The organism is Candidatus Cloacimonadota bacterium, from assembly GCA_016932035.1.
Lineage (GTDB): Bacteria > Cloacimonadota > Cloacimonadia > JGIOTU-2 > JGIOTU-2 > Celaenobacter.
On sequence record JAFGDR010000031.1, the window covers coordinates 21,546 to 42,600 of the forward strand.

Below are 21,055 nucleotides of genomic sequence, written 5' to 3' on the forward strand. Positions count from 1 at the left end.
TTGACACCAGCGGAGCATATGAAACTTTTCTGAACTTATGATAAAGGATATAGAAAAAATAATCGGTATTATAATTATTAATTCACCGCCCTGCCGGTTCTGACATGATTATGTCGAGCCGCGACGGGGCAACCTGTGGCGGTTTTTTTATATCCAAAATAAATACATGGGGTACACTATGTTCAAAAAGATCGATGTCAAAGCAAAGCCTGCTGAGTTTGAAAAGCCACTACGAGAGTATTGGAACAAACATAATATTCCTCGAAAAAGCGAGGATTTCCGCGAAGGTGCACCAAAGTTTGTTTTTTATGAAGGACCTCCAACCGCGAATGGCATGCCCGGCATTCATCATGCGATAAGCAGAACCCTCAAAGATGTTGTTTGCCGATATAAAACCATGAAGGGATTCCAGGTTCGCAGAAAAGCCGGTTGGGATACTCACGGACTGCCAGTTGAGATCGAGGTGCAGAAACAACTTGGTTTTTCGGTCAAGAAAGAGATCGAGGAATACGGTATCGAGAAATTCAATAAGAAATGCCGAGAGTCTGTCTTTACGTATGAGAAAGAATGGCGTGAGATGACGAATCTACTCGGTTACTGGCTCGATCTTGATGATCCTTATATCACACTGAAAAATGATTACATCGAAACCGTGTGGTGGATTCTCAATCAATACTGGAAAAAGGATATGATTTATGTCGATAAAAAGATCGTTCCTTTCTGTCCAAGCTGTGGCACCCCGCTTTCCGATCATGAAGTAGCTCAAGGCTATAGGGAAGTTGAAGATCCCTCTGTGTACGTTCGGTTCAAAGCAAAAGATGAGGAAAACACCTCTTTCCTTGCATGGACAACGACCCCCTGGACACTTATTTCTAACGTTGCCCTTGTCGTTCATCCTGATTATGACTATGTGAAAGTGAAAACTGGTGATGAATATCTTATACTTGCAAAAGCCAGATTAGATGTACTCCGCGAGGAATATGAAATTGTAGAAACCTATAAAGGCAAAGACCTTGAATATAAAGAATATGAACAGCTCTTTCCATTTATAAAACCCGAGGAAAAAGCATTTTATGTAGCACTCGGAGATTATGTTACGCTAGAGGACGGAACGGGAATTGTTCATACCGCACCTGCATTTGGTGAAGAGGACTTTTCAATCGGTAAGGAATATGACCTTCCATTCATGCGACCAGTAGATGAAGAAGGAAAATTCACAGAAGAGATCACGAATTGGGCTGGCATTTTCATCAAAGATGCAGATAAAGATATTATAAAATACATGAACATGAACGGAATGCTTTATTTCCGTGCACAAATGAAACATACCTATCCATTCTGCTGGCGCTGCGACAGCCCTCTTATCTATTTTGCTCGTAAATCATGGTATATCAGAACAACTGCTTATAATGATAAGATGATCGAGAACAATAAAAAGATCAACTGGTATCCTCCATATGTTGGAGAGGGACGATTCGGAGACTGGCTTATAAATAACATCGATTGGGCTATCAGCCGCGACCGCTACTGGGGTACACCTCTTAACATCTGGCTGTGTCAGAACTGCGGACATCAAGATTCTCCGGATTCAATAAAAGAGTTGTGTGAAAAAGGAAACCTGGCTGATGGAAGTCCAGTTCCAGAGGATATCGAATTGCATAGACCCTATGTGGATGATGTCGTCTTTACGTGCCCAAAGTGCGGCGGCGTTATGAAAAGGACTCCAGAGGTCATCGATTGCTGGTTCGACTCCGGCTCAATGCCTTTCGGACAGTGGCACTATCCATTTGAAAAGGAAGACATCTTCGATACCGAACTTTTCCCCGCAGATTTCATCGCAGAAGGGATCGACCAGACTAGAGGATGGTTCTATACCATGTTGGCAATCGCGACCTTTATAAAAGGAGAATCATCCTATAAAAGTTGTCTTGTGAACGAACTGGTTCTTGATAAACATGGAAAGAAGATGAGCAAGTCCAAAGGAAATGCTGTGGATGTCTTTAAGATACTGGAAAAATACGGCGCAGACGCTACACGTTGGTACATGCTCTCGGTTAGTCCCCCGTGGATTCCTACGCGCTTCGATGAAGAAGGAGTTCTTGAAGTAAATAATAAATTTATCGGCACATTGAAAAACGTAGCATCGTTCTTTGCGACCTATGGAAATATCGATAAGTTTGATTATCATGAATATTCTATTGCACCTGCAGATCGTCCCGAACTCGATCGATGGATCATATCTCGACTGAACTCGGTTATCAAAAAGGTTAATGATTTCAATGAAAAGTATGATCTTACCAGAGCAGTTCGACTTCTTCAGGCATTTGTTATCAATGATGTGAGTAACTGGTATGTAAGACGAATTCGAAAGCGTGTATGGGCATCAGGAATGGAAGATGACAAGGTTTCTGCATATATGACATTGTATGAAGTTCTGCTAGCCATATCCAAGCTGTGCGCGCCTTATGCCCCGTATATTTCAGAAGAGATATATCGATCCTTAACAGGAAAAGAGAGCGTACATCTCGAAGATTATCCAGTTGCAGAAGAAGAGATGATACTTCCTGAACTCGAGAAGGAAATGCAGAACGTAATTGATATTGTATCACTTGCGAGAGCCGCACGAAACGAGGTGCAGATCAAGATACGACAGCCACTTAGAACACTTTATGTTCCAGCATCATTACAGGATGTTGTTCAACGCATGGAAGCGCTTATCATCGAAGAGATAAATGTCCATGATATTGAATGCGTGGAAGACACATCTTGCTTTATGGACTATAGTGTTAAACCAGATTATAAAGTCCTTGGACCACTTTATGGTAAACATATGTCGCACATTGCTCAGGCACTTAAGAACATGGATGCCAACCACCTGATTGCCGTTTTGAACAAGGAAGGCGTCTATCATCTTGATATCGACACAAATGAAATCAAGCTTACGAAAGAGAGCCTGCAGATAGAAACTCAAAACAAAGAAGGTTACGTGTACGGTGAAGAAGGTGATGTGTTTGTGGCTTTGAACACACGCATTGATCAAGAGCTTCTTCTCGAAGGAAATGCACGAGAGCTGGTGAATAAAATTCAGTTTATGCGAAAAAAAGAGGATTTCGACATCATGGACAGGATTAAGATATCGTTCTACACGGAATCCGGGGATGTAAAAGAAACCTTTGAGAAATTTGCGTCTTATATTAAGAAAGAAACCTTAGCCAAAGAGATCATTGAAATCGAAAGTCCAGAAGGCATGAAAAACTGGAATGTTAATGATAACGAGGTTTTTCTTAGTGTGAAAACAGTTTCATAAATAAATATTCGAAATTATTGAGGACAGGAGCGCTTTCGGGTGCTCCTTTTTTAACTCGCGGATTGACGATGACTATATCAGAAAATATATTATTCACCTCTTTACTAAGCCCCAGCTTAGTAAAGGAAGATTATAAATCAACCTCAATCCCCACCGGGCAATGATCCGATCCCATAACATCGGAAAGAATAAAAGCATCCTTAAGATGTGGACGTAGCATTTGTGAGATCAGGAAGTAATCGATCCTCCATCCCACATTATTTGCACGGGCATTGAACATATAGCTCCACCACGAATAATTACCCCCATCTTCATTGAATTCACGAAACGTATCGATGAATCCTGCATCGACGATCTTATCAAAATCTTCTCTCTCTTCATCAGTGAAACCAGCATTATGACGATTGTCTTTTGGACGGGCCAGATCGATCTCCTTATGTGCAACATTAAGATCACCGCAGAAGATCACGGGCTTGTTCCCTTCAAGATTTTTCATATAAGCAAGGAAATCCTTATCCCACACCTGCCGGTATTCGAGTCGTGTCAGCCCTCTCTGTGAATTGGGAGTATACACGTTCACAAAATAGAAATTCTCATATTCCAAGGTAATAATCCTGCCTTCATTATCATGCATGACAATTCCCATATCATTATAAACTCCGACGGGCTTATATTTGGTGAGAATTGCTGTTCCCGCATATCCTTTCTTCACCGCATAATTCCAATAGTCATTGTATTCGGGAAGGTCGAGGTCCACCTGTCCCTCCTGCAACTTTGTTTCCTGGATGCACAAAAAATCAGGATCGGAGTCCCTTAAAAAATCCAGAAAACCTTTCTTTAATAAAGCCCGAAGCCCGTTTACATTCCAGGATATCATTTTATAGTTTGGCATTGTTCTTATCTTCCAATTCTACTATTTTTTCGCAGATCAGAGCTGCACTGAGTATAGCATATCGTTTCTTATTTTTGTTTAGCTGGATATAGCAAACGATGGGATATGTCCACTCCAGCAGAGCGATCAGGTATGGTATGATGTCTGTTTCAAAGAGTGTCACGGTATTTGAGTACTCTCTAAGCTTGCAGATCATTTCATATGCTTTTTTCACCATTGGATCATTTCCATTATACGTAAATAGAGGCAGTTCATTCAGACGATTTGCTACAAGAAGCCCTTGCTCAAATTGTAGCATTTCTTTTAGTGCCACTTCGTTTTCAATGGAGCACATTTCTATCTTGAAGATTGGCTCAAGGCGTGCAAAATCTTCAACGATGTTCCGCGATTTTGTTTCTGAGAAATCAATGATATAAATATTCTCTTTCTCATCAAGAAGGATGTTCTGCATGTTCAGATCACCGTGAGAGATTGATTTATACCACAATTGTGACCTACTTTTTCTTTTTGGATATTCGTATTTAAGAAAATAGTATGGATTGATGATATCTCTTTCCAATTCCTCGCTGTGAAGAGTCCGATCATCGGGCGATATGTCCAATTCTTGCTCAAGCGTTTCAAATAGATTTGAGAATAGATTTAGAGGAGAATGTTCTGCATATGGATAGACAGGCTCCCATTGGGGTTGTCCATACCACGGTTTAAGGATTTCGGTAAAAATGCGGTCAAAGATGGGGATGAGTTTTTCTGCTGGATGGTTTTTATAGTAGTCCGCAAGCCATACAAGATTGCTGTCTGGGCCGTTGATGCCAAGAAAATTATAGCGAAGCCCACCCCAATTTTTATAGGTGGTTGTTCCCATAATCGTTGTGCTGTTATTCAGAATAAACTTTTTCACGTATTTATGATAGGCATTTACTTCGCGGTCATTATTCTCGACAGAACCGATTTTTAATACTGTCGGCAGCAGGCGGCGACCATCTTTGTCATAGCTGGTAACTCGGAATGTAATCGACGTGAAACCGCCATGCAATTGGTCGAGAATTACCCTGCCGCAGTCAGCATATATTCTGCGAACGAGCGTATCCCATTCCGTTTCGTATCGTGTTCCTTCCGTTATTTCGATGACAAGGCGTTTTTCTTCTGCAGATCTGATATATGAAGGGAGAAAGATCCAGGATTTTGCATTTGAAATGATTGTGTCGGACTCTATTCGAACAACATCCATTACATGTTCAGATTGAGAAATCTGATGAATGATCTTATTAAATGCATCACCTTCAACACTGAAGATTTCATCAAGAATGAATGCATGTGCATAATAGGAGGAAGAAGCCGGAAATATCTGTAGATTATTTATAAGATGACGAAGAGTATCGTCTTTTGAGAGTTTGTAATGATTGTAGTAAACTCCAAAAATTAGAGCTATTTTACCTTGGTTTTCAATACAGGGAGTTGATATTGAGTTGCACAGCTCTTCTTTGGTTTTCGTCTTTGAAGCAGAGATAGAGGTTACTTCTGCAAGTATAGCAAAACCCCAGGCGGCTGGCATGCTTGTCATCTGTGGGGCCAAAAAGGAATGGTATGCATTAAGAAGTTTCTCCAACGAAAGAGTTCCAGCAGAATCTTTATTGATAGTCAATGACGGGTTGCCGGAAAAACTCAATCCTTGCGCAACATACATAGGAACATCGACAGGTTCGTTTGTGAACAGAAAATCAGGTCTGCAAAATCCGTCTGCTGGAGAAACACCCGCGGCATGTGCAAGCGATAGAAATAGCCCTAAGCCCTCTTCGGCTTGGGCAGAAGTATTACCGAATCCGCCAATACCAAGAGAGAACCCAAGTTCTTTCAAGTTTGTATGAATATATGAGTCTTTACCAAATCGCGGAGATGATGAGGATTTTGAGTTATTCCAGATATCGATGGCTGAATGACAATCGAAGGTTCCGATGCACGTAAACGAACATTCTTCTTTTTCAAATGCTATTTTCTGTTCATTTGTTTTTATATGAGATCGGGCATGCGCAAGAGCTTCTTCCAGATCGCCAGCAAGAATGAATTGTTTAGCAAGTCCTGTAAGCGCAAGTACTTTTTCAACTTCAGGATCTAGACCAAACAGGATAAGCATCCCACCTTTTTTCCTGAGTTCTTTTTCCTTTTTCAGGAGAGCTCTCATTCCAGCGCTGGACATGTAGTCAACATTCTCGAAATCAACGATCCAGTGAGCTGAATCATTATTGAGAGAGCCGGTTTCTTTTTCAAAAATTTCAGCACCAAGACCATCAAGACGTCCTTTTAATCTGAGACATGGATAGTCCTGAATTGAATGTACTTTGACTTCAAACATAAGAGTCCTCTAATCAGAAGCGAAGGTTATTTCTTTTGTATAAGTTTTTCAATTAATGTGCGTTCTTTAGGTGTCGTCATTATTATGAGGGATGTTCCCTTGCCAATCATATATGTTTCGGCAGGACTATAAATCCATCCAATTTTTGTGTGCAATGCAAGAACAAGTGTATTTTTAAATTGTTTGAGATTAAGATCTTTGAGTTGCGAACCTTCGAAGGAATCGAGAGGAGGTGTTTCTTCGATACGAAGATTTTTATTCGTGTCGCGGAGCATGGTGTCGAGGAAAGAAACCACGGTTGGGCGTATCATTTCAGAAGCCATTCTCAGTCCCCCGATGAGTGTTGGAGAAACCACAGCACTGGCACCGGCTTTTTTCATCTTCTCGGCATTCATATTATTATGACAGCTTGCCACAACTTTAATGTTGGGATTAATCTGACGTGCCGATAGGCTGATGATAAGATTCTTATTGTCATCATCCATCGCAGCGAAAAGCCCTGCCGCCCTATCGATGCCCGCTTTTTTCAATATTGAATCTTCTATCGGATCCCCTTCAACATACAGTTGTTCAGGGAAACGTTCTTCAAGTCGTTGAATTCGTTCCTCGGTCAAGGCAACAACAACACTATTTCTTCCTGTTGTATAGAGCTCATTTATGATGTGGAGTCCAACCTGTCCCACGCCGCACACAATATAATGATTTTTTAAACGTTCGATCTTTTTTTCCATCTTTCTTCTCCTGAAGGTCGCTTTTAATTCTCCTTCGACAGTGAAAGCAGTAATCGTTGAAAGTACATATGTCAGGATACCCACACCTGTAAATGCGATGATCATTGTAAAAACTCTACCAAAGGAGTGGTTTGACAGGTCGATTATTTCTGAATAGCCGATCGTAGAAATCGTCACAACGGTCATATACAAGCAGTCAAGCATGGAATATGAATCTCCAGCGATGAACCAATACACGGCAGTTGACCCGAATATGATAATCAGCAGAGCCGTGCCTGCAATGAGGAATTTCTTAAGAAGCTTTGAGGTTATATATCCTTTCATGTGTAACTCACTTATAGTTATAAGCTTTTAGGGGATGATTAAATGTCAATAATTAAATGGATTCATCAATGTTTTTGTAAAATAGAATAATTGACAGAAAAACATCAACGCAAGAAATGGTGAGACGCTGCGCCCGTAGTTCAACTGGATAGAGCAACGGACTTCGGATCCGTGAGTTGGGGGTTCGACTCCCTCCGGGCGTGCCAAATTTTTTATTATGATGAATAGAAAAGGTCTCTTTATTACATTCGAAGGCATCGAAGGGTGTGGAAAAAGCACACAGGCAAGATTTCTAACAGAATCTCTTCGAACTCTCGGGTATGAAGTTCTCCTCACCAGAGAACCTGGCGGACCACGTATTTCCGAAAAAATAAGAAAGCTGCTTCTCAATAAAGAATATACTGAAATGCACCGCCTCACAGAGGTATTTCTGTATATGGCGAGCAGGGCTCAGCATACTGTTGAGTGGATAAAACCAGCCCTTGAAATAGGGCAGATCGTTATTTGTGACAGATATTATGATTCTACCTATGCTTACCAGGGGGCAGCTCGAGAGATACCGGAAAAAGAGATAGAAAAAATTAACAATATCGCTACAACTGGACTCAAGCCAGATGTGACGTATATTATTGATGTCCCTGTCGAGATCGGTCTTGAGCGGCTTCATAACGGAACAAAAGCCGAGGACATTGACCGGCTCGAAAGCGAAGATGTTGCTTTTCATCGACGGGTTCGAGAAGGATACCTCAAGCTTGTGGAAAAGGAACCTGAACGCGTGGTGATAATCGACGGGACAAAGAATGTCGAAGATATTCATAAGGATATAATGTTTAATTTTACCGAAAGATACAAAGATTTATCAGGGGAGCAACAATGAAAAAGAAACAAGTATTGATAGTATTGGTTGTCATAACCATAATTTTTGGATTTATAATAGGCAGAGTCGGATTTGCAAAAGCAGAAAGCACTCAAGGAAGTCTGTATGATTACATGAAGCTGTTCACAGACATCATAACAAAACTCAACCAGGCGCACGTTGAAGAGATTGATTCGCAGGAACTATTTGAAAGTGCGATCAACGGCATGCTTGATACCCTCGATCCTTATACTTCTTTGCTTACACCGGAGGAGTTTGCCGATCTTCAAACAAGCACTAAAGGCGAGTTCGGCGGATTGGGTATAACGATCTCCCACACCGATACAGATTATATAATGGTCATTTCGGTCATCGAAGCAACACCAGCATACAGGGCAAACCTGATGGCTGGCGATGAAATCGTGGCAGTGGACGGTGAGTCTACAGAAGGATGGACATCTTCAAAAGCAGTCGATCATCTCAGGGGTCCTAAAGGCTCTAAAGTGACGATAACTATTAAGAGAGAAGGTGTTGATGAGAATTTTGATGTTGTTATTGAGCGGGATAAAGTCAAGATGGACAGTGTTCCTTATGCTTATAAAATCGGGGACATCGGTTATATTCGAATAACGAACTTCAATGCAAGTACTGGAGAAGACCTTCATAACGCAATGGTCGAACTCACCAAAGAGGGGATAAAAGGGCTTCTTATTGACGTGCGCTCAAACCCGGGCGGTTTGCTCAGTACTGCCATCGAAACAGTTGACCAGTTCCTTCCAAAAAATAAACTCGTTGTTGAAACAAAAGGAAGGATAGCAACATTCAACAGGAAATTTTATACAAAGGACGACTATGCCTTTGAAGGCATACCTATAATTGTTATGGTAAACCAGACAAGTGCCAGCGCTGCGGAGATTTTCTCGGGCTCTCTTCAGGATTGGGATAAAGCGCTTATTGTTGGACAGAATAGTTTCGGCAAAGGTTCGGTACAGCAACTTTTTCCGCTGCCAATGAATTATGGTTTGAAGATTACTACCTCAAAATACTATATTGAAAGCGGCCGTTGTATTCATAATGATGCAAATGAAGATGCGATCAGAGAGAATGATATTACCAAACTGAATAAGAAGATCGATTCAAATGAGGAAAAGGAAGTCTATTTTACCGTTGGTGGACGAGAAGTATATGGTGGCGGCGGGATCACGCCCGATATTATCATTGTACAGGATACCCTCAACGCCTTTGAACTCGAGGTCCGTAGAAACAACCTGTTCTTTCCATTTGCAGTGGACTACCTATCAGAAAATGATATTGGTCTTGATTTTACGGTAGACGATGAAATTTTTGAAGATTTTGTACAACGTATTCGCGATAAAGAAATCGAGTTCACAGATGAAGAACTTGCTCAATCCGAACCGTGGCTCAGAAATGCATTGGAATCGCAGATCATCAGTAATAAATTTGGTTTGGAGGAGGGTAATAAGAGAGCTATCAATCAGGATCCCCAGCTTCAGGAAGCTCTCAAACTTTTTGATCAGTACGGCTCTCTCAAAGAGATGTTTGTCCACGCAGATGAAATAGCTGAAGAATAACCGCAGCACATATATTATATAATAAAAGGACTTATCATTACGATGAGTCCTTGATTTTAGTAAATATAAGTAGTATTCAATCCATACCACAATATATAGATTTCTTTTTTTTATCGGTATTATTCTCTATATCAAAAAAGTGCGCGAAAAATAGCAATGTGCTGAATTGAGTTGTGAATACAAAAGATCATGTTTTTTTGTTTCAAAAAGTTCATTAGGATTAGAAAATGAATCTAAATTTCCACTTCAAGTTGACGAAGTGCATAAAGCGCGGTTTTATTCTTTACTTCAATTCTCGTTCCAGAAAAGTTATTTTTTGTTATCACCAATCCGGTCTTTCCCCATGTTCCGATATATACAAACCCAACTGGTTTTTCCTTGGTTCCACCATCAGGTCCTGCAATACCGGATACAGCTATCGCATAGTCTGTTCCGATAAGTTCTTTTATCCCGAGAACCATTTCCTTACCTGTTTCCAGGCTTACAGCTCCGTATCTGCTAAGTGTAGCTTTTCGCACTCCTAAAATTTCCATTTTTGCTTCATTACTATATGACACAACACCCCCCTTAAAATATTCCGAACTTCCTGCATTGTCTGTGATCAAGCTCTGTATGAGACCTCCTGTACAAGATTCCGCCACAGAAAGGGTTTTGCCCGACACCATCATTTTTTTATGAAAGACCGTTTCTATCGAATCAGCATCAAATCCATAAATATTTTGTTGAGGAACATGTTGGACGAACAATTTAACGATTTTACTCACTTCATCTTCAGGGGTTCCGTACACTCGAATATCAACCATACCTGGCTTGGGAAGGAAAGCAATTTTTGTTTTTTGTGTTTCCTTGATTTGTTGGGTTGATGTAGAAAGAATAGATTCCGGAATACCGATCGTTCTAATGGTTCTCTGGAATAGTGGTTGAGGATGATAATTTTCGAGTAATAGAGGTAAGATACTGTCTTCAAAGATGAACCTCATTTCAGAAGGAACGCCTGGTACAGCAAAGAAGTGTTTGCTGTTTTTACAAAAGTACAATCCCGGAGCTGTTCCAATTGGATTGTTTAAAGGTGTGAAATCCTGCGGAACATCTGCTTGGGTTTTCGCAATCTCGGGCAGATCAAAACTTTTATTTGCATACATCTTTTGGATTTTTTCCCAGATGTCATTATGGAATATGAGTTTTTTCCCAAAAAAAGCACACATGGCATGTTTTGTTACATCGTCATGAGTTGGACCGAGACCTCCCGACATGATGATCACATCATACTGCTCCCAATAATGCTTGAGTGTATTTGCGATCATTGCAACATCATCTTTAACTGTTATGGTCAGATCGAGTGGTATACCAGCTGCTACCAGGTGTTCGCCAATAAAGCTTTCGTTGGTATTTACTGTTTTACCCATCAAAATTTCATTGCCTATTGCGACATATAAAATTTTTGCCATTTTTTCTCCAGAAAAACTTTTATCCGTACCAGTTACAAGCCAAACTACATCGTTCAAATTACTTGACACCGAGAGATTCGTCAATGATTTCTTTCATCAATAGTGATTTTCTTAAAAAAAATGATATTAAATGCTTTCTTCGAAAGGAGCACTTATGATAGCAAAAAGAAAATATTTTGTACTCTTTTTCATTTTTACTTTTGTAACAATGACTGTTTTACAAGCCCAGGAAGATATGGCGCATGCTGAAATTATGAATCTTCAGGGAGAGGTAATTCTCAATCATGATCACCAGCTTGCTCCTGCAACCAAAGGGGATAAGCTTTTTGACGGAGATATGCTCCTGACTAAGGACAACTCCTTTGCAATTGTAAAATTCTCAGATAATGGAGCTATATCTAAGGTGTTTTCAAATAGCACCCTGACCATAAATATGAGCCAGAGAGAGCAAAGTTTCATGAAAACCCTTACGCTCGATGTTGGAAAGATCTGGTCTGAAGTGACAACCGGGGAAGGGGATTATTATATCCAAACGCCAACGTCAGTAGCAGCCGTTAAAGGAACTGGTTTTATGACCGATGTTGATGCCCAGACAGGATTTACAACGCTACAGGTTTTCGAAGGGACTGTCGATTTTAGTAATGAGTTTGGAAGAATCAGTATTCCAGCTGGGAATCAAGGATTTTCAAACGGCATTGATCCTCCTTCTTTCCAGATGATGGAAAATGTCCAGCCCCCAGAATCTCTTATGGAAGTCACAATTCCTGAAGAGACAAAACCGGAAACACCAAAGCAACCAGATCAACCTCAAGAACAGCCACAACAGAAACCGGATATTGAAGTGCAGCCAGTTGAAGAACCCAAAGAGGAAGCAAAAGCAGACCAGCCTAAAGCACCCAGAAAATCAATACTTCCCGGAACACTGGGGATCGGAACAGTTACCATCGATGGTGTTACCTATACACGCATCCGTCTCATGCCGGAAATTCCAATTTGGAAATTTAAGTTAGGGCTTGATTTTGATATCCTCATTGATGGTGACGGCAACATCAGGAAGAAAGATTGGGATAACTTCAATGCATATTTGAATAAGATCATGTATCTTGAGTTTGCAAACAGACGCGACCCGTTCTATTTCAGGCTCGGTGCATTCCCCAGTGTAAAATTTGGTCACGGTCTCATCATGAGAGACTATACAAACATGCTTGACTATCCTGCAACAAAACAGCTTGGAGCAGAAATTGCTGTTAATACAAAACCATTCGGACTTGGCGTAGATGTATTCTGTCCGAATGTCGATGAGCATAACATATTTGCTGCACGAGTTAAGTTGAATCCTTTTGTTACCACAGGTATTCCTTTCCTCAACAATCTGGAATTTGGATTTACGGGAGTAACAGACCTGAACGAACTCGGCGGCTTAAAGGACAATGATGAAGACGGATATCCAAATATATTCGATGACTATCCCGATAATCCCCATTATTGGGCAGACACCGATAGTGATGGTTGGCCGGATCCTGCTAATATCGATTCTGTGGGAAGTGTTACGATTGATATCGACGCTGATAATAATAATGAACTTGATGTAAATCAGGTTATACCCGGATGGGACAATCTGGCAGATTATCTGAAGAGTGTGTATAAATTAGGAAAGAAGGAAAGCGTTACCATTATTGGCGCTGATTATACATTACCTCTTATCAATTCCAAGCTTTTCAGTTTGTATCATTATTCCGAACTAGCTCATATTCTTGATTATGGAACTGGTGTGATATTCCCTGGCTTTGGTGCAAAATTTCTTATCTTTGACGCAACCCTCGATTACAGAATGTTCGGAGATGATTTTGAACCCAACTTCTTTGATTACCTTTATGATAACGAACGCGCAATGGTCGTTGGAGATTCTGTTGTAACCAAGAGGAGTACGCTGAAGGGAATCAATAAATCTCAGGGATGGCGCGGACAGCTCGTTTCGCACATTTTCAACATTCTCGATTTTACAGTCGCCTATGAAGATATTCATGGTAAAGATTATAACATGGGCAAATCAATCCTCGGAGAAGCGCGTTTGAAGAAAACATTCATCCCCGGTCTTGACTATGCCTATGCGCGATATTCTCAAACACAGGTTGAGAAATTCACCACATGGAAGAGTCCCAATGCAGTGATAGAAGCCCAGATCGGCTACGAAGTATCACCGGTAACGCTTCTCGTTTGGGATTATAAAGTCTACTACATCGACCTCAATGGTGACGGGAAGATATCGGGAGACGATGAGACCAAAAAGACATATAGTTTTGGAGTGCAGATAAAAATATAGTCACATGAAGGTTTTAATTGTTGGAAGCGGTGGTAGAGAGCATGCCATTGCATGGAAGTGTGCGCAAAGTAAGAAGATAGACAGTATTTTTGTTGCTCCAGGGAATCCCGGCATGGAGAACGTTGCACGGCATATACCTTTGCACACGACTGAAGAACTCGTACACTTTGCAAAATCCGAGGCAATAGACCTTACAATTATCGGACCCGAAAAGCCGCTTACCGAAGGAATCGTTGATACTTTCGTGAAAGAGGGACTTGCTGTAATTGGACCATCAAAAAAAGCTGCCGAATTAGAAGGCAGCAAGGTCTTCGCCAAAACTTTCATGAAGAGATATCATATTCCAACTGCAGACTTCGAGGTCTTCGACCAAATTGTGCCTGCATTGAATTATTTGCTTCAGATACCATTCCCCGTTGTTCTAAAAGTCGATGGTCTGGCAGCGGGAAAAGGTGTTTTTATTTGTGATAATTATACTGAAGCTGAAACAGTACTCAATCATATCATAAATTACAAACTTTTCGGTGATGCGGGTTCAAAAGTTGTAATTGAAGAATACCTGAAAGGAGAAGAGGCATCCCTTTTTGCATTTTGTGATGGAGAACATTTTAGTTCGACTATTTTATCTCAGGATCATAAACAGATCTGGGATGGAGATAACGGCCCAAACACCGGAGGAATGGGAGCTTATGCGCCTGCAATATATTCAAAAGATATAAAGAAAGAAATAAACGAAAAAATAATTGCTCCTACTCTTAAAGGAATGAAGAAGGAAGGAAGACCCTTCAAAGGAATTCTCTATGCGGGGGTGATGTTAACAAAAGACGGCGTGAAAGTCCTCGAATATAACTGTCGTTTTGGCGATCCTGAAACGCAAGTAATTCTTCCACTTCTTGACAATGATATTGTTGATGTGTTTGAAGCTATCCTAAAAGAACGCATCGATGAGGTTGAATTGAATTGGAAAAATAGGAGTGCGGTCAATGTGGTGATTGCATCAGGTGGATATCCCGGAGAATACAAAAGTGATTTTCCGATCAAGGGTCTCGATAAGGTTTCAGATGAAGTGCTTATATTCTATGCCGGAGTGAAGAAAGAGAAAGAGGCATTACTTTCAGACGGAGGAAGAGTCCTATCGATTACAGCTTTCGGGGATAACCTTCGCGATGCGCAAGATAAGGTGTATAAGGAAGTTGCCAAAGTGTCCTTTACGGGTAGCTATCATAGAAAGGACATCGCCCAAAAAGGAATTCGTAAATTATGAGGGACATGTGTTGATGAAGAAAGTTTTTACCGTTGCTTTATTAATCCTTGTAGCTTCTTCGTTATGGGGAATGAATAGTTTTACGATAGAAGAAGTAACAGAAGATTTCATTCAGGTGCACCTGAGGATCGATGAATATACAATTCCTCAATCAAATGCAAAAACGAACGAAACACTCTCCCTGCCGGACCTTGAAACATACTTTATTACAACTGAAGGATTGCCAGCCCTTCCATTCCTGTCTGGAAATATTGGTCTTCCACCAGAAGGAAAAGCTGGTGTAAGTGTTTTATCGCAGGAATATGTGACTCTCACAAATGTTTCAATTCCGATCAATCATCCGTATAAAGACGAAGGAATCCTTGTTCCGGATCCCTCGAAACAGTTTATAAATTTTAAAACAAACAACTATTATCCAGAAAAAGCTGCTGAAGTGCAGGCGATGGGATATATCGGCAACAGATATCTTGGATCATTTCGTATCTTTCCTATTCAATATAATCATACAAAAAAAACAGCTAAGCTCTACACTGACCTTGTGATTCAATTTCATATCGACGGAGATAAAAGCAAAGCACGCGGGGGTGAAGTAAATTATATTGATGGCATTGCAGACAAAATGATCATCAATAATGAGGTGTCTCAATATTGGAGAAAAGAAAAAGAGAAGGAATCCTATCTTCATAAGAGACAGAACGAAACAGAGATATCACAGTTCAAGTTCGTCATCGAAGAAAAGGGTATTTATAAAATTGATTATGAATACCTTAAAGATACGCTACAAACATGGATCGATTCGCTGGGAACAGAATATGATATCCGTATCCAGATTGATGAGATAAATCCGAAATATTTGCAGCTGCATAATCAGGGTGAGTTGATCCCGATCTATTTCTATGGTCAGGACGACGACTCTTTCGATGAAGGAGATTACTTCGAATTTTATGCAGATATATACCATGGGGAGAACTGCTACTATAATCCATTTTCGTGGGAGAATGTGTTTTTCCTGAGTTACGACGAAGAAGTGCTCGGAACGCGGCTTGCGATCGAAGATGGTGGATTGTATGAGACGAATCCTTATAATTACAGAAAAGTCTATAATTTTGATACCACTGTTCATTTTGAGAATCAAAGCATTTATTCTAAATTAAGCCAGGTTTCTCCTGCGAGAGAGGATCTCTGGTTCTGGCAGCAGTTCAGCGCACCGAATATGACCAATTTTACTATTCAGCTTTATAACCCCCTTCAAAGTAATGCAAGAAGTGCGGATGTTACGATTTGTTACTTTGGTGAAACCTATGCAAGTGAGAATAATACAGGAGAGCATCATGCGCTTTCATATATTAACTCATCTCAAGTAGGGTCTGAATACTGGTATGGTCAGAACGAGAAGATCATGACCGGTACAATGAGTAACGACAAACTCAATAATGGCAGTAACCAGATATATTTATCGCTTCCAGGAGATACAGATGCATCGTATGATAGGGTGTTATTGGATTACATTGACGTCAGGTACTGGCGGGAATGCATAGCCCACGAAGATCTGCTTGAATTCAATAAACCGACTTCTTTTTCTCCCGGATTGATGCAATTTGAGATCAACGAATTTACCATTCCGGATATCGATGTGTATAAAATCGGGGTGAGTAAATTTGAGAATCTGAGTATAGAATCCGGATTGCCAGAAGGCGGAGCTCCTTATGTGCTTTCTTTCCAGGATCACGTTTTTGACAATAACACAAAGTACATTGCCGTGAGCGATTCACAAAAACTGATCCCCAAAGCAGTCCTTCCAGACTTTCCAAGTAATATCAGAACACCGAATGAACAAGCAGATTATATTGTGATCTCAAAACGGGAATTTCTCGAAGAAGATATTTTTTATGATTTTGCAGCTCATTGGTATGAGCAAAAAGGCTTGATCGTTAAAACAGTTTCGACAGAAGCAATATATGATGAATTCAATTATGGGCTTAAGACGGATAAAGCCATTAAGGATTTTATATCTTATGCATATAATAACTGGCAGGAACCTGCACCTCAATACATTCTGTTATTAGGTGATGCCTGTTATGATGAACGTCCGACATCTCCAAACAAGGAATACAGCATAGTGCCTTCTCACATGAGCTGGTCATATAAAGTTGGTGCAACGGTTGATGATAACTGGTTTGTATCGATCGTTGGCGATGACGAACTTCCAGACCTGGCAGTCGGTAGAATCCCTGTTTGGGAAGCAGGTCAGATACTCCCGGCATTTGCCAAGACCATTCAATATAATTCCCAGCCAAATTTCAATGATAACTGGCGAAATCATGTTATGCTCATTGCTGGTGGGTCGGGCACTTTCGAGGATCAAAGTCAGCGACTCAACAGGAAATATATACCTAAAACTTTTCGTGTATCACGAATTTATGCACAGGCAGATCACGATGATCCTTATTGGGGAAGTACGACGAACATTAAAGATTATATTGATGATGGAACAGCGTTTATGCAGTTCATGGGACATGGCGGTGGACAGATCTGGTCAGATCTGAATTTGATGAACTTGGGAGATATTTCTACGCTTTTCAATGATAATTATCCAATTATCAGCAGCTTGACATGTTATACATCGAACTTTGAATATCCAGGTACAAGCTGTCTGGGTGAAGCATTTGTTCTCGAAGCAGGTAAAGGATCGATCGGCTTCTTCGGTGGAGCAGGAAAAGGATTTCTCGATCAAGATGAATACCTTGGAGCTTATTTCCTTCAGAGTATGTTTACGTTTGGTGAGAGGAATATGGCAACGGTCTGTAATATTGCGAAAACCGAGTATGCACTCAAATATCCCTGGGATAGTGCTCACCTAGTCTTTTTACGCCATTTTAATTATATGGGCGATCCGGCGATCGATATTGTGTTTCCTATACAAGAACTGAATACGACATTGGACAGCTATCAATTTGTGAAAGGTGATACTGTTTCGATATTCATTGAAAACGATGCATCCACATTGAATAGAATATCATATTACGTCACCGATGAAGATGATCTTATCAGGAACCCTTACAATCAAAGCGAGATGATCCAGGTTGAGTTGAATAATATTGAAAGAACATCTTACAACCCAGCTGGATATGAATACATAATCGATACACTCGATACATCATCAGAATTTTCTCGTATTGTAAGAACCTATGGATATGATTCATACTCTGATTATATAGGATATACTGAGTTCACGGTAGGCAAAGCCGCAATCTTTCATATGCATCCCATACCAGAAATTCCAGCCATTGGAGATTCCATCTACATCTCTGCAAAAGCATATGATAATGCCGGAATTGATTCCGTAAAATGTGTGTGGTGGAAATATAGCAGCCCACAAACCCAATACAAAGTCTTAATGGAGAAGGAGGTCGGGGATACCCTTGGCTACAAAACAATCCAGCCAATAGATGTTTTTGATGTTGAAACGACTATAGAATACTATATTGAGGTGTATGCTACTGATGGAAGTGTCACACAGTCTGAAGAGGTAAATTTCGAGGTGTCCGGTCCAGATATAGCAATTGAAAGCTTCGAGTTAAAATATCGAACGACCGGGATTTCATTTGATGTTGAATTATTTAATATTGGAAAACTCCAGACACCTCAGACAAAGGTAGTACTTACTGACGGCCCTACAATCCTCGACTCAATTACAACTCCCCAACTTGGATCACTTGAAAAGAGAATTATAACGTTCAGCTGTGATCTAACTCCTGCAGAATATACTTTAACAGTGCATGCCAATCCGGACACATCATATCTTGAACTAAGTTATTATAATAATACATCAACAAAAATATACGACATCAATGCTTTTACGGTTCCGAATAATGTAGCACTAACACATACCAGTCTTGATTCCAATTTTGTTGCAGCATTTCCTTCTGGAGTTGTTGGCCAGGATGAATTATTCTATATTTATCCTTCAACACTGGACACGATAACACTCCTTCCCGATGTTGAACCAATTCCTCTCCTTTCTGAAGAGTATATGTGTTATGAGATATCTCCCTTCGACTCTACCTGTCTAACGCATGATAAGAAATTCCGTAAAGATATTACTCTCGCATTTAATTATTCTCGAACCGACACAACGATCCAGCATCTTGCTCAGAATGGCAATTTTAGGATATATCGCTGGAATGAGGAGCTCCGCTGCTGGTTCATGATCGGTGGTGATACGAATCTTCAGGAGAAAAGCGTTTCCTATGCATACATTTCAAAACCCGGGCTGTATACACTCTTCAACAACGACGATACAACCGTTCCCTCGATCGATGTAAATGTTGAGGGACAGGAGTTCACCAATGGCGGTTATGTTGATAATAATGCGCAGTTTTCATTTATTATTCAGGATGCAAATGGCGTTGATGTTGAGAAGATCAAGATCTTTTTAAACGGTGAAGCTGTCAGCAATTATTCGCTATCTACTAATAATATGACGTCAATTCCTGTTAAATATCAGATTGATGTGGAAGCTGGCTCATACACGATCATCATCTCCGTGGCTGATGTGAACGGAAACTTCCATGAGAGAGTGATCAATTTCTCTGTTCAGAAAGAGTTCAACCTTATACATATTGGCAACTACCCGAATCCGGTTTCTTTGGAAACGACCGACCCAAACAACGAAGGACGCACACGATTTACGTACACGCTCACCGACGATGCAGACGAGGTCAGGATCGAGATCTATACTGTATCAGGACGACTTGTAAATGTAATAAGGGATATGCGCACAACCGTTGGATATCATGAATATCCACATACCCTGAAAGGATGGGAGTGCGTTGATCGAGATGGAAGAAAGCTCGCAAATGGTGTGTATTTTTACAAGATCGTTGCCACTAAAGGTAATGAATCAATCGAGAAGATAATGAAGATGGCTATCCTGCGATGATGAAAAAGATTGTAATAATAATTTTGCTTGTAATAATGCCCTTGTTTGCATATGCTGGACGCTATGCAGGAGATTTCATTCTTCTCGGAAGCGGTGTTCGACCGCTTGGTATGGGAGGTGCATTTTCTGCAGTTGCAGATAACGGGAGTGCTATCTATTGGAATGCATCTGGTATTGCTCAAATCACTGATATCGAAGCAGAATTTATGCATGCATTTCTCTTTGATAACCTTGCTGCTTATGATTTCTTCTCATTCTGTATCCCGCTACCGGCAAGTACTACGATCGGTGTCAGCTTCACGCAGCTCTCGGTTGATAATATCCCTATGTTTGATGAAAAATGGTTGAAAAACTCAAATGTTTTCATACGATCTTCAAATGTCGATTTACAGTTGACCGGAACTCCGGATGGATATTTTACGAGCTCTGATCAGCTTTTTGAATTTGCATTTGCAAAGAATTTTTCTCGGATCGCCGACCTTGGATGGGAGCTTTTCGATCTTCCGATAGACTATTATATCGGCGGCGTTTTTAAATATATTAAGCGTGATATTTATGAGAACATAGGCACAGGAATGGGGCTTGATGCATCATTTATGATACGCACCGATTTTGGACTTCTTACTGAAGTGCCCTGGCTTGGAAAGATCAAATTTGCATTCAATCTTCAAGATATAAGCGGAACAAAAATTACATGGGACACGCGCTCAAAACATGTCGATGAGATCGTAACGACTCCCAGATTTGGCTTAGCGCTCGATCAACCGGTTCCATTCATAGACTCAAATGTGATCCTTGCATATGACTGGAGTGATGTTTACGAATATTTGAACCACCTTGGACTTGAGTTTACCTATAAAAAAGTTCTGTCAGTTCGCTCCGGTCTTTATAATAATCATTTCACTGCAGGTCTCGGATTCAGCTACAGGCAGTTCACAATAAACTATGCACTTATAACTCACGCAGATCTTGGGAATTCACATAGGATTGGGGTTGTTGCGAAATTTTAATGTAAGTTGTAGGGAA

Annotated in this window: 11 protein-coding genes and 1 tRNA gene; 8 read left to right on the forward strand and 4 right to left on the reverse strand. The window is 40.5% G+C overall.

From position 1 onward, the window contains the following. Positions 1-178: 178 nt before the first annotated feature. Positions 179-3,307, forward strand: a complete 3,129-nt coding sequence (locus tag JW794_05050) for an isoleucine--tRNA ligase (protein MBN2017479.1) — start codon at positions 179-181, stop codon at positions 3,305-3,307. 130 nt (positions 3,308-3,437) lie between these two features. Here the strand turns inward: JW794_05050 and xth are convergent, their stop codons facing one another. From xth to JW794_05065, 3 genes are read right to left on the reverse strand one after another with little or no spacing between them, the layout of a single operon-like run. After that, on the reverse strand, positions 3,438-4,199 hold the full coding sequence (gene xth, locus JW794_05055; GenBank protein ID MBN2017480.1) for an exodeoxyribonuclease III: 762 nt from the start codon (positions 4,197-4,199) through the stop codon (positions 3,438-3,440). Further along, complete coding sequence (locus JW794_05060; protein MBN2017481.1) at positions 4,186-6,549, reverse strand: anti-sigma factor antagonist; 2,364 nt, start codon at positions 6,547-6,549, stop codon at positions 4,186-4,188. The genes xth and JW794_05060 overlap by 14 nt, the downstream gene beginning before the upstream one ends. A gap of 26 nt (positions 6,550-6,575) precedes the next feature. Further along, complete coding sequence (locus tag JW794_05065; GenBank protein MBN2017482.1) at positions 6,576-7,604, reverse strand: NAD-binding protein; 1,029 nt, start codon at positions 7,602-7,604, stop codon at positions 6,576-6,578. A gap of 129 nt (positions 7,605-7,733) precedes the next feature. Between JW794_05065 and JW794_05070 the strand changes: the two genes are divergently transcribed. The 3 genes from JW794_05070 (at position 7,734) to JW794_05080 (ending at position 10,052) form a co-directional block, all read left to right on the forward strand. Next, positions 7,734-7,810: transfer RNA gene (locus tag JW794_05070), tRNA-Arg, on the forward strand. Between the two features lie 14 nt (positions 7,811-7,824). Further along, on the forward strand, positions 7,825-8,481 hold the full coding sequence (locus tag JW794_05075; protein ID MBN2017483.1) for a dTMP kinase: 657 nt from the start codon (positions 7,825-7,827) through the stop codon (positions 8,479-8,481). Further along, positions 8,478-10,052, forward strand: a complete 1,575-nt coding sequence (locus tag JW794_05080; protein MBN2017484.1) for a S41 family peptidase — start codon at positions 8,478-8,480, stop codon at positions 10,050-10,052. The genes JW794_05075 and JW794_05080 overlap by 4 nt, the downstream gene beginning before the upstream one ends. Positions 10,053-10,285: 233 nt before the next feature. On the opposite strand, the gene JW794_05085 is transcribed toward JW794_05080, so the two are convergent. After that, entirely contained in the window at positions 10,286-11,500 is a 1,215-nt protein-coding gene (locus JW794_05085) for a CinA family nicotinamide mononucleotide deamidase-related protein (protein MBN2017485.1), read from the reverse strand. A 130-nt stretch (positions 11,501-11,630) separates the two neighbouring features. Between JW794_05085 and JW794_05090 the strand changes: the two genes are divergently transcribed. Genes JW794_05090 through JW794_05105 form a run of 4 tightly spaced genes read left to right on the forward strand, consistent with a single transcriptional unit; the run spans position 11,631 to position 21,039 of the window. Continuing rightward, entirely contained in the window at positions 11,631-13,823 is a 2,193-nt protein-coding gene (locus JW794_05090; protein MBN2017486.1) for a FecR domain-containing protein, read from the forward strand. A 4-nt stretch (positions 13,824-13,827) separates the two neighbouring features. Further along, entirely contained in the window at positions 13,828-15,087 is a 1,260-nt protein-coding gene (gene purD, locus JW794_05095) for a phosphoribosylamine--glycine ligase (protein ID MBN2017487.1), read from the forward strand. Between the two features lie 13 nt (positions 15,088-15,100). Continuing rightward, complete coding sequence (locus JW794_05100) at positions 15,101-20,029, forward strand: T9SS type A sorting domain-containing protein (protein MBN2017488.1); 4,929 nt, start codon at positions 15,101-15,103, stop codon at positions 20,027-20,029. After that, positions 20,026-21,039 carry a hypothetical protein gene (locus tag JW794_05105; protein ID MBN2017489.1) on the forward strand — a complete coding sequence of 338 codons (1,014 nt, stop codon included), beginning with the start codon at positions 20,026-20,028 and terminating at the stop codon, positions 21,037-21,039. The genes JW794_05100 and JW794_05105 overlap by 4 nt, the downstream gene beginning before the upstream one ends. Positions 21,040-21,055: the final 16 nt, after the last annotated feature.

Coding starts and splice junctions, on each gene's coding strand:
- JW794_05050 (MBN2017479.1), top strand. CDS start 179: ATGTTCAAAAAGATCGATGTCAAAGCAAAGCCTGCTGAGTTTGAAAAG.
- xth (MBN2017480.1), bottom strand. CDS start 4,199: ATGCCAAACTATAAAATGATATCCTGGAATGTAAACGGGCTTCGGGCT.
- JW794_05060 (MBN2017481.1), bottom strand. CDS start 6,549: ATGTTTGAAGTCAAAGTACATTCAATTCAGGACTATCCATGTCTCAGA.
- JW794_05065 (MBN2017482.1), bottom strand. CDS start 7,604: ATGAAAGGATATATAACCTCAAAGCTTCTTAAGAAATTCCTCATTGCA.
- JW794_05075 (MBN2017483.1), top strand. CDS start 7,825: ATGAATAGAAAAGGTCTCTTTATTACATTCGAAGGCATCGAAGGGTGT.
- JW794_05080 (MBN2017484.1), top strand. CDS start 8,478: ATGAAAAAGAAACAAGTATTGATAGTATTGGTTGTCATAACCATAATT.
- JW794_05085 (MBN2017485.1), bottom strand. CDS start 11,500: ATGGCAAAAATTTTATATGTCGCAATAGGCAATGAAATTTTGATGGGT.
- JW794_05090 (MBN2017486.1), top strand. CDS start 11,631: ATGCTTTCTTCGAAAGGAGCACTTATGATAGCAAAAAGAAAATATTTT.
- purD (MBN2017487.1), top strand. CDS start 13,828: ATGAAGGTTTTAATTGTTGGAAGCGGTGGTAGAGAGCATGCCATTGCA.
- JW794_05100 (MBN2017488.1), top strand. CDS start 15,101: ATGAAGAAAGTTTTTACCGTTGCTTTATTAATCCTTGTAGCTTCTTCG.
- JW794_05105 (MBN2017489.1), top strand. CDS start 20,026: ATGATGAAAAAGATTGTAATAATAATTTTGCTTGTAATAATGCCCTTG.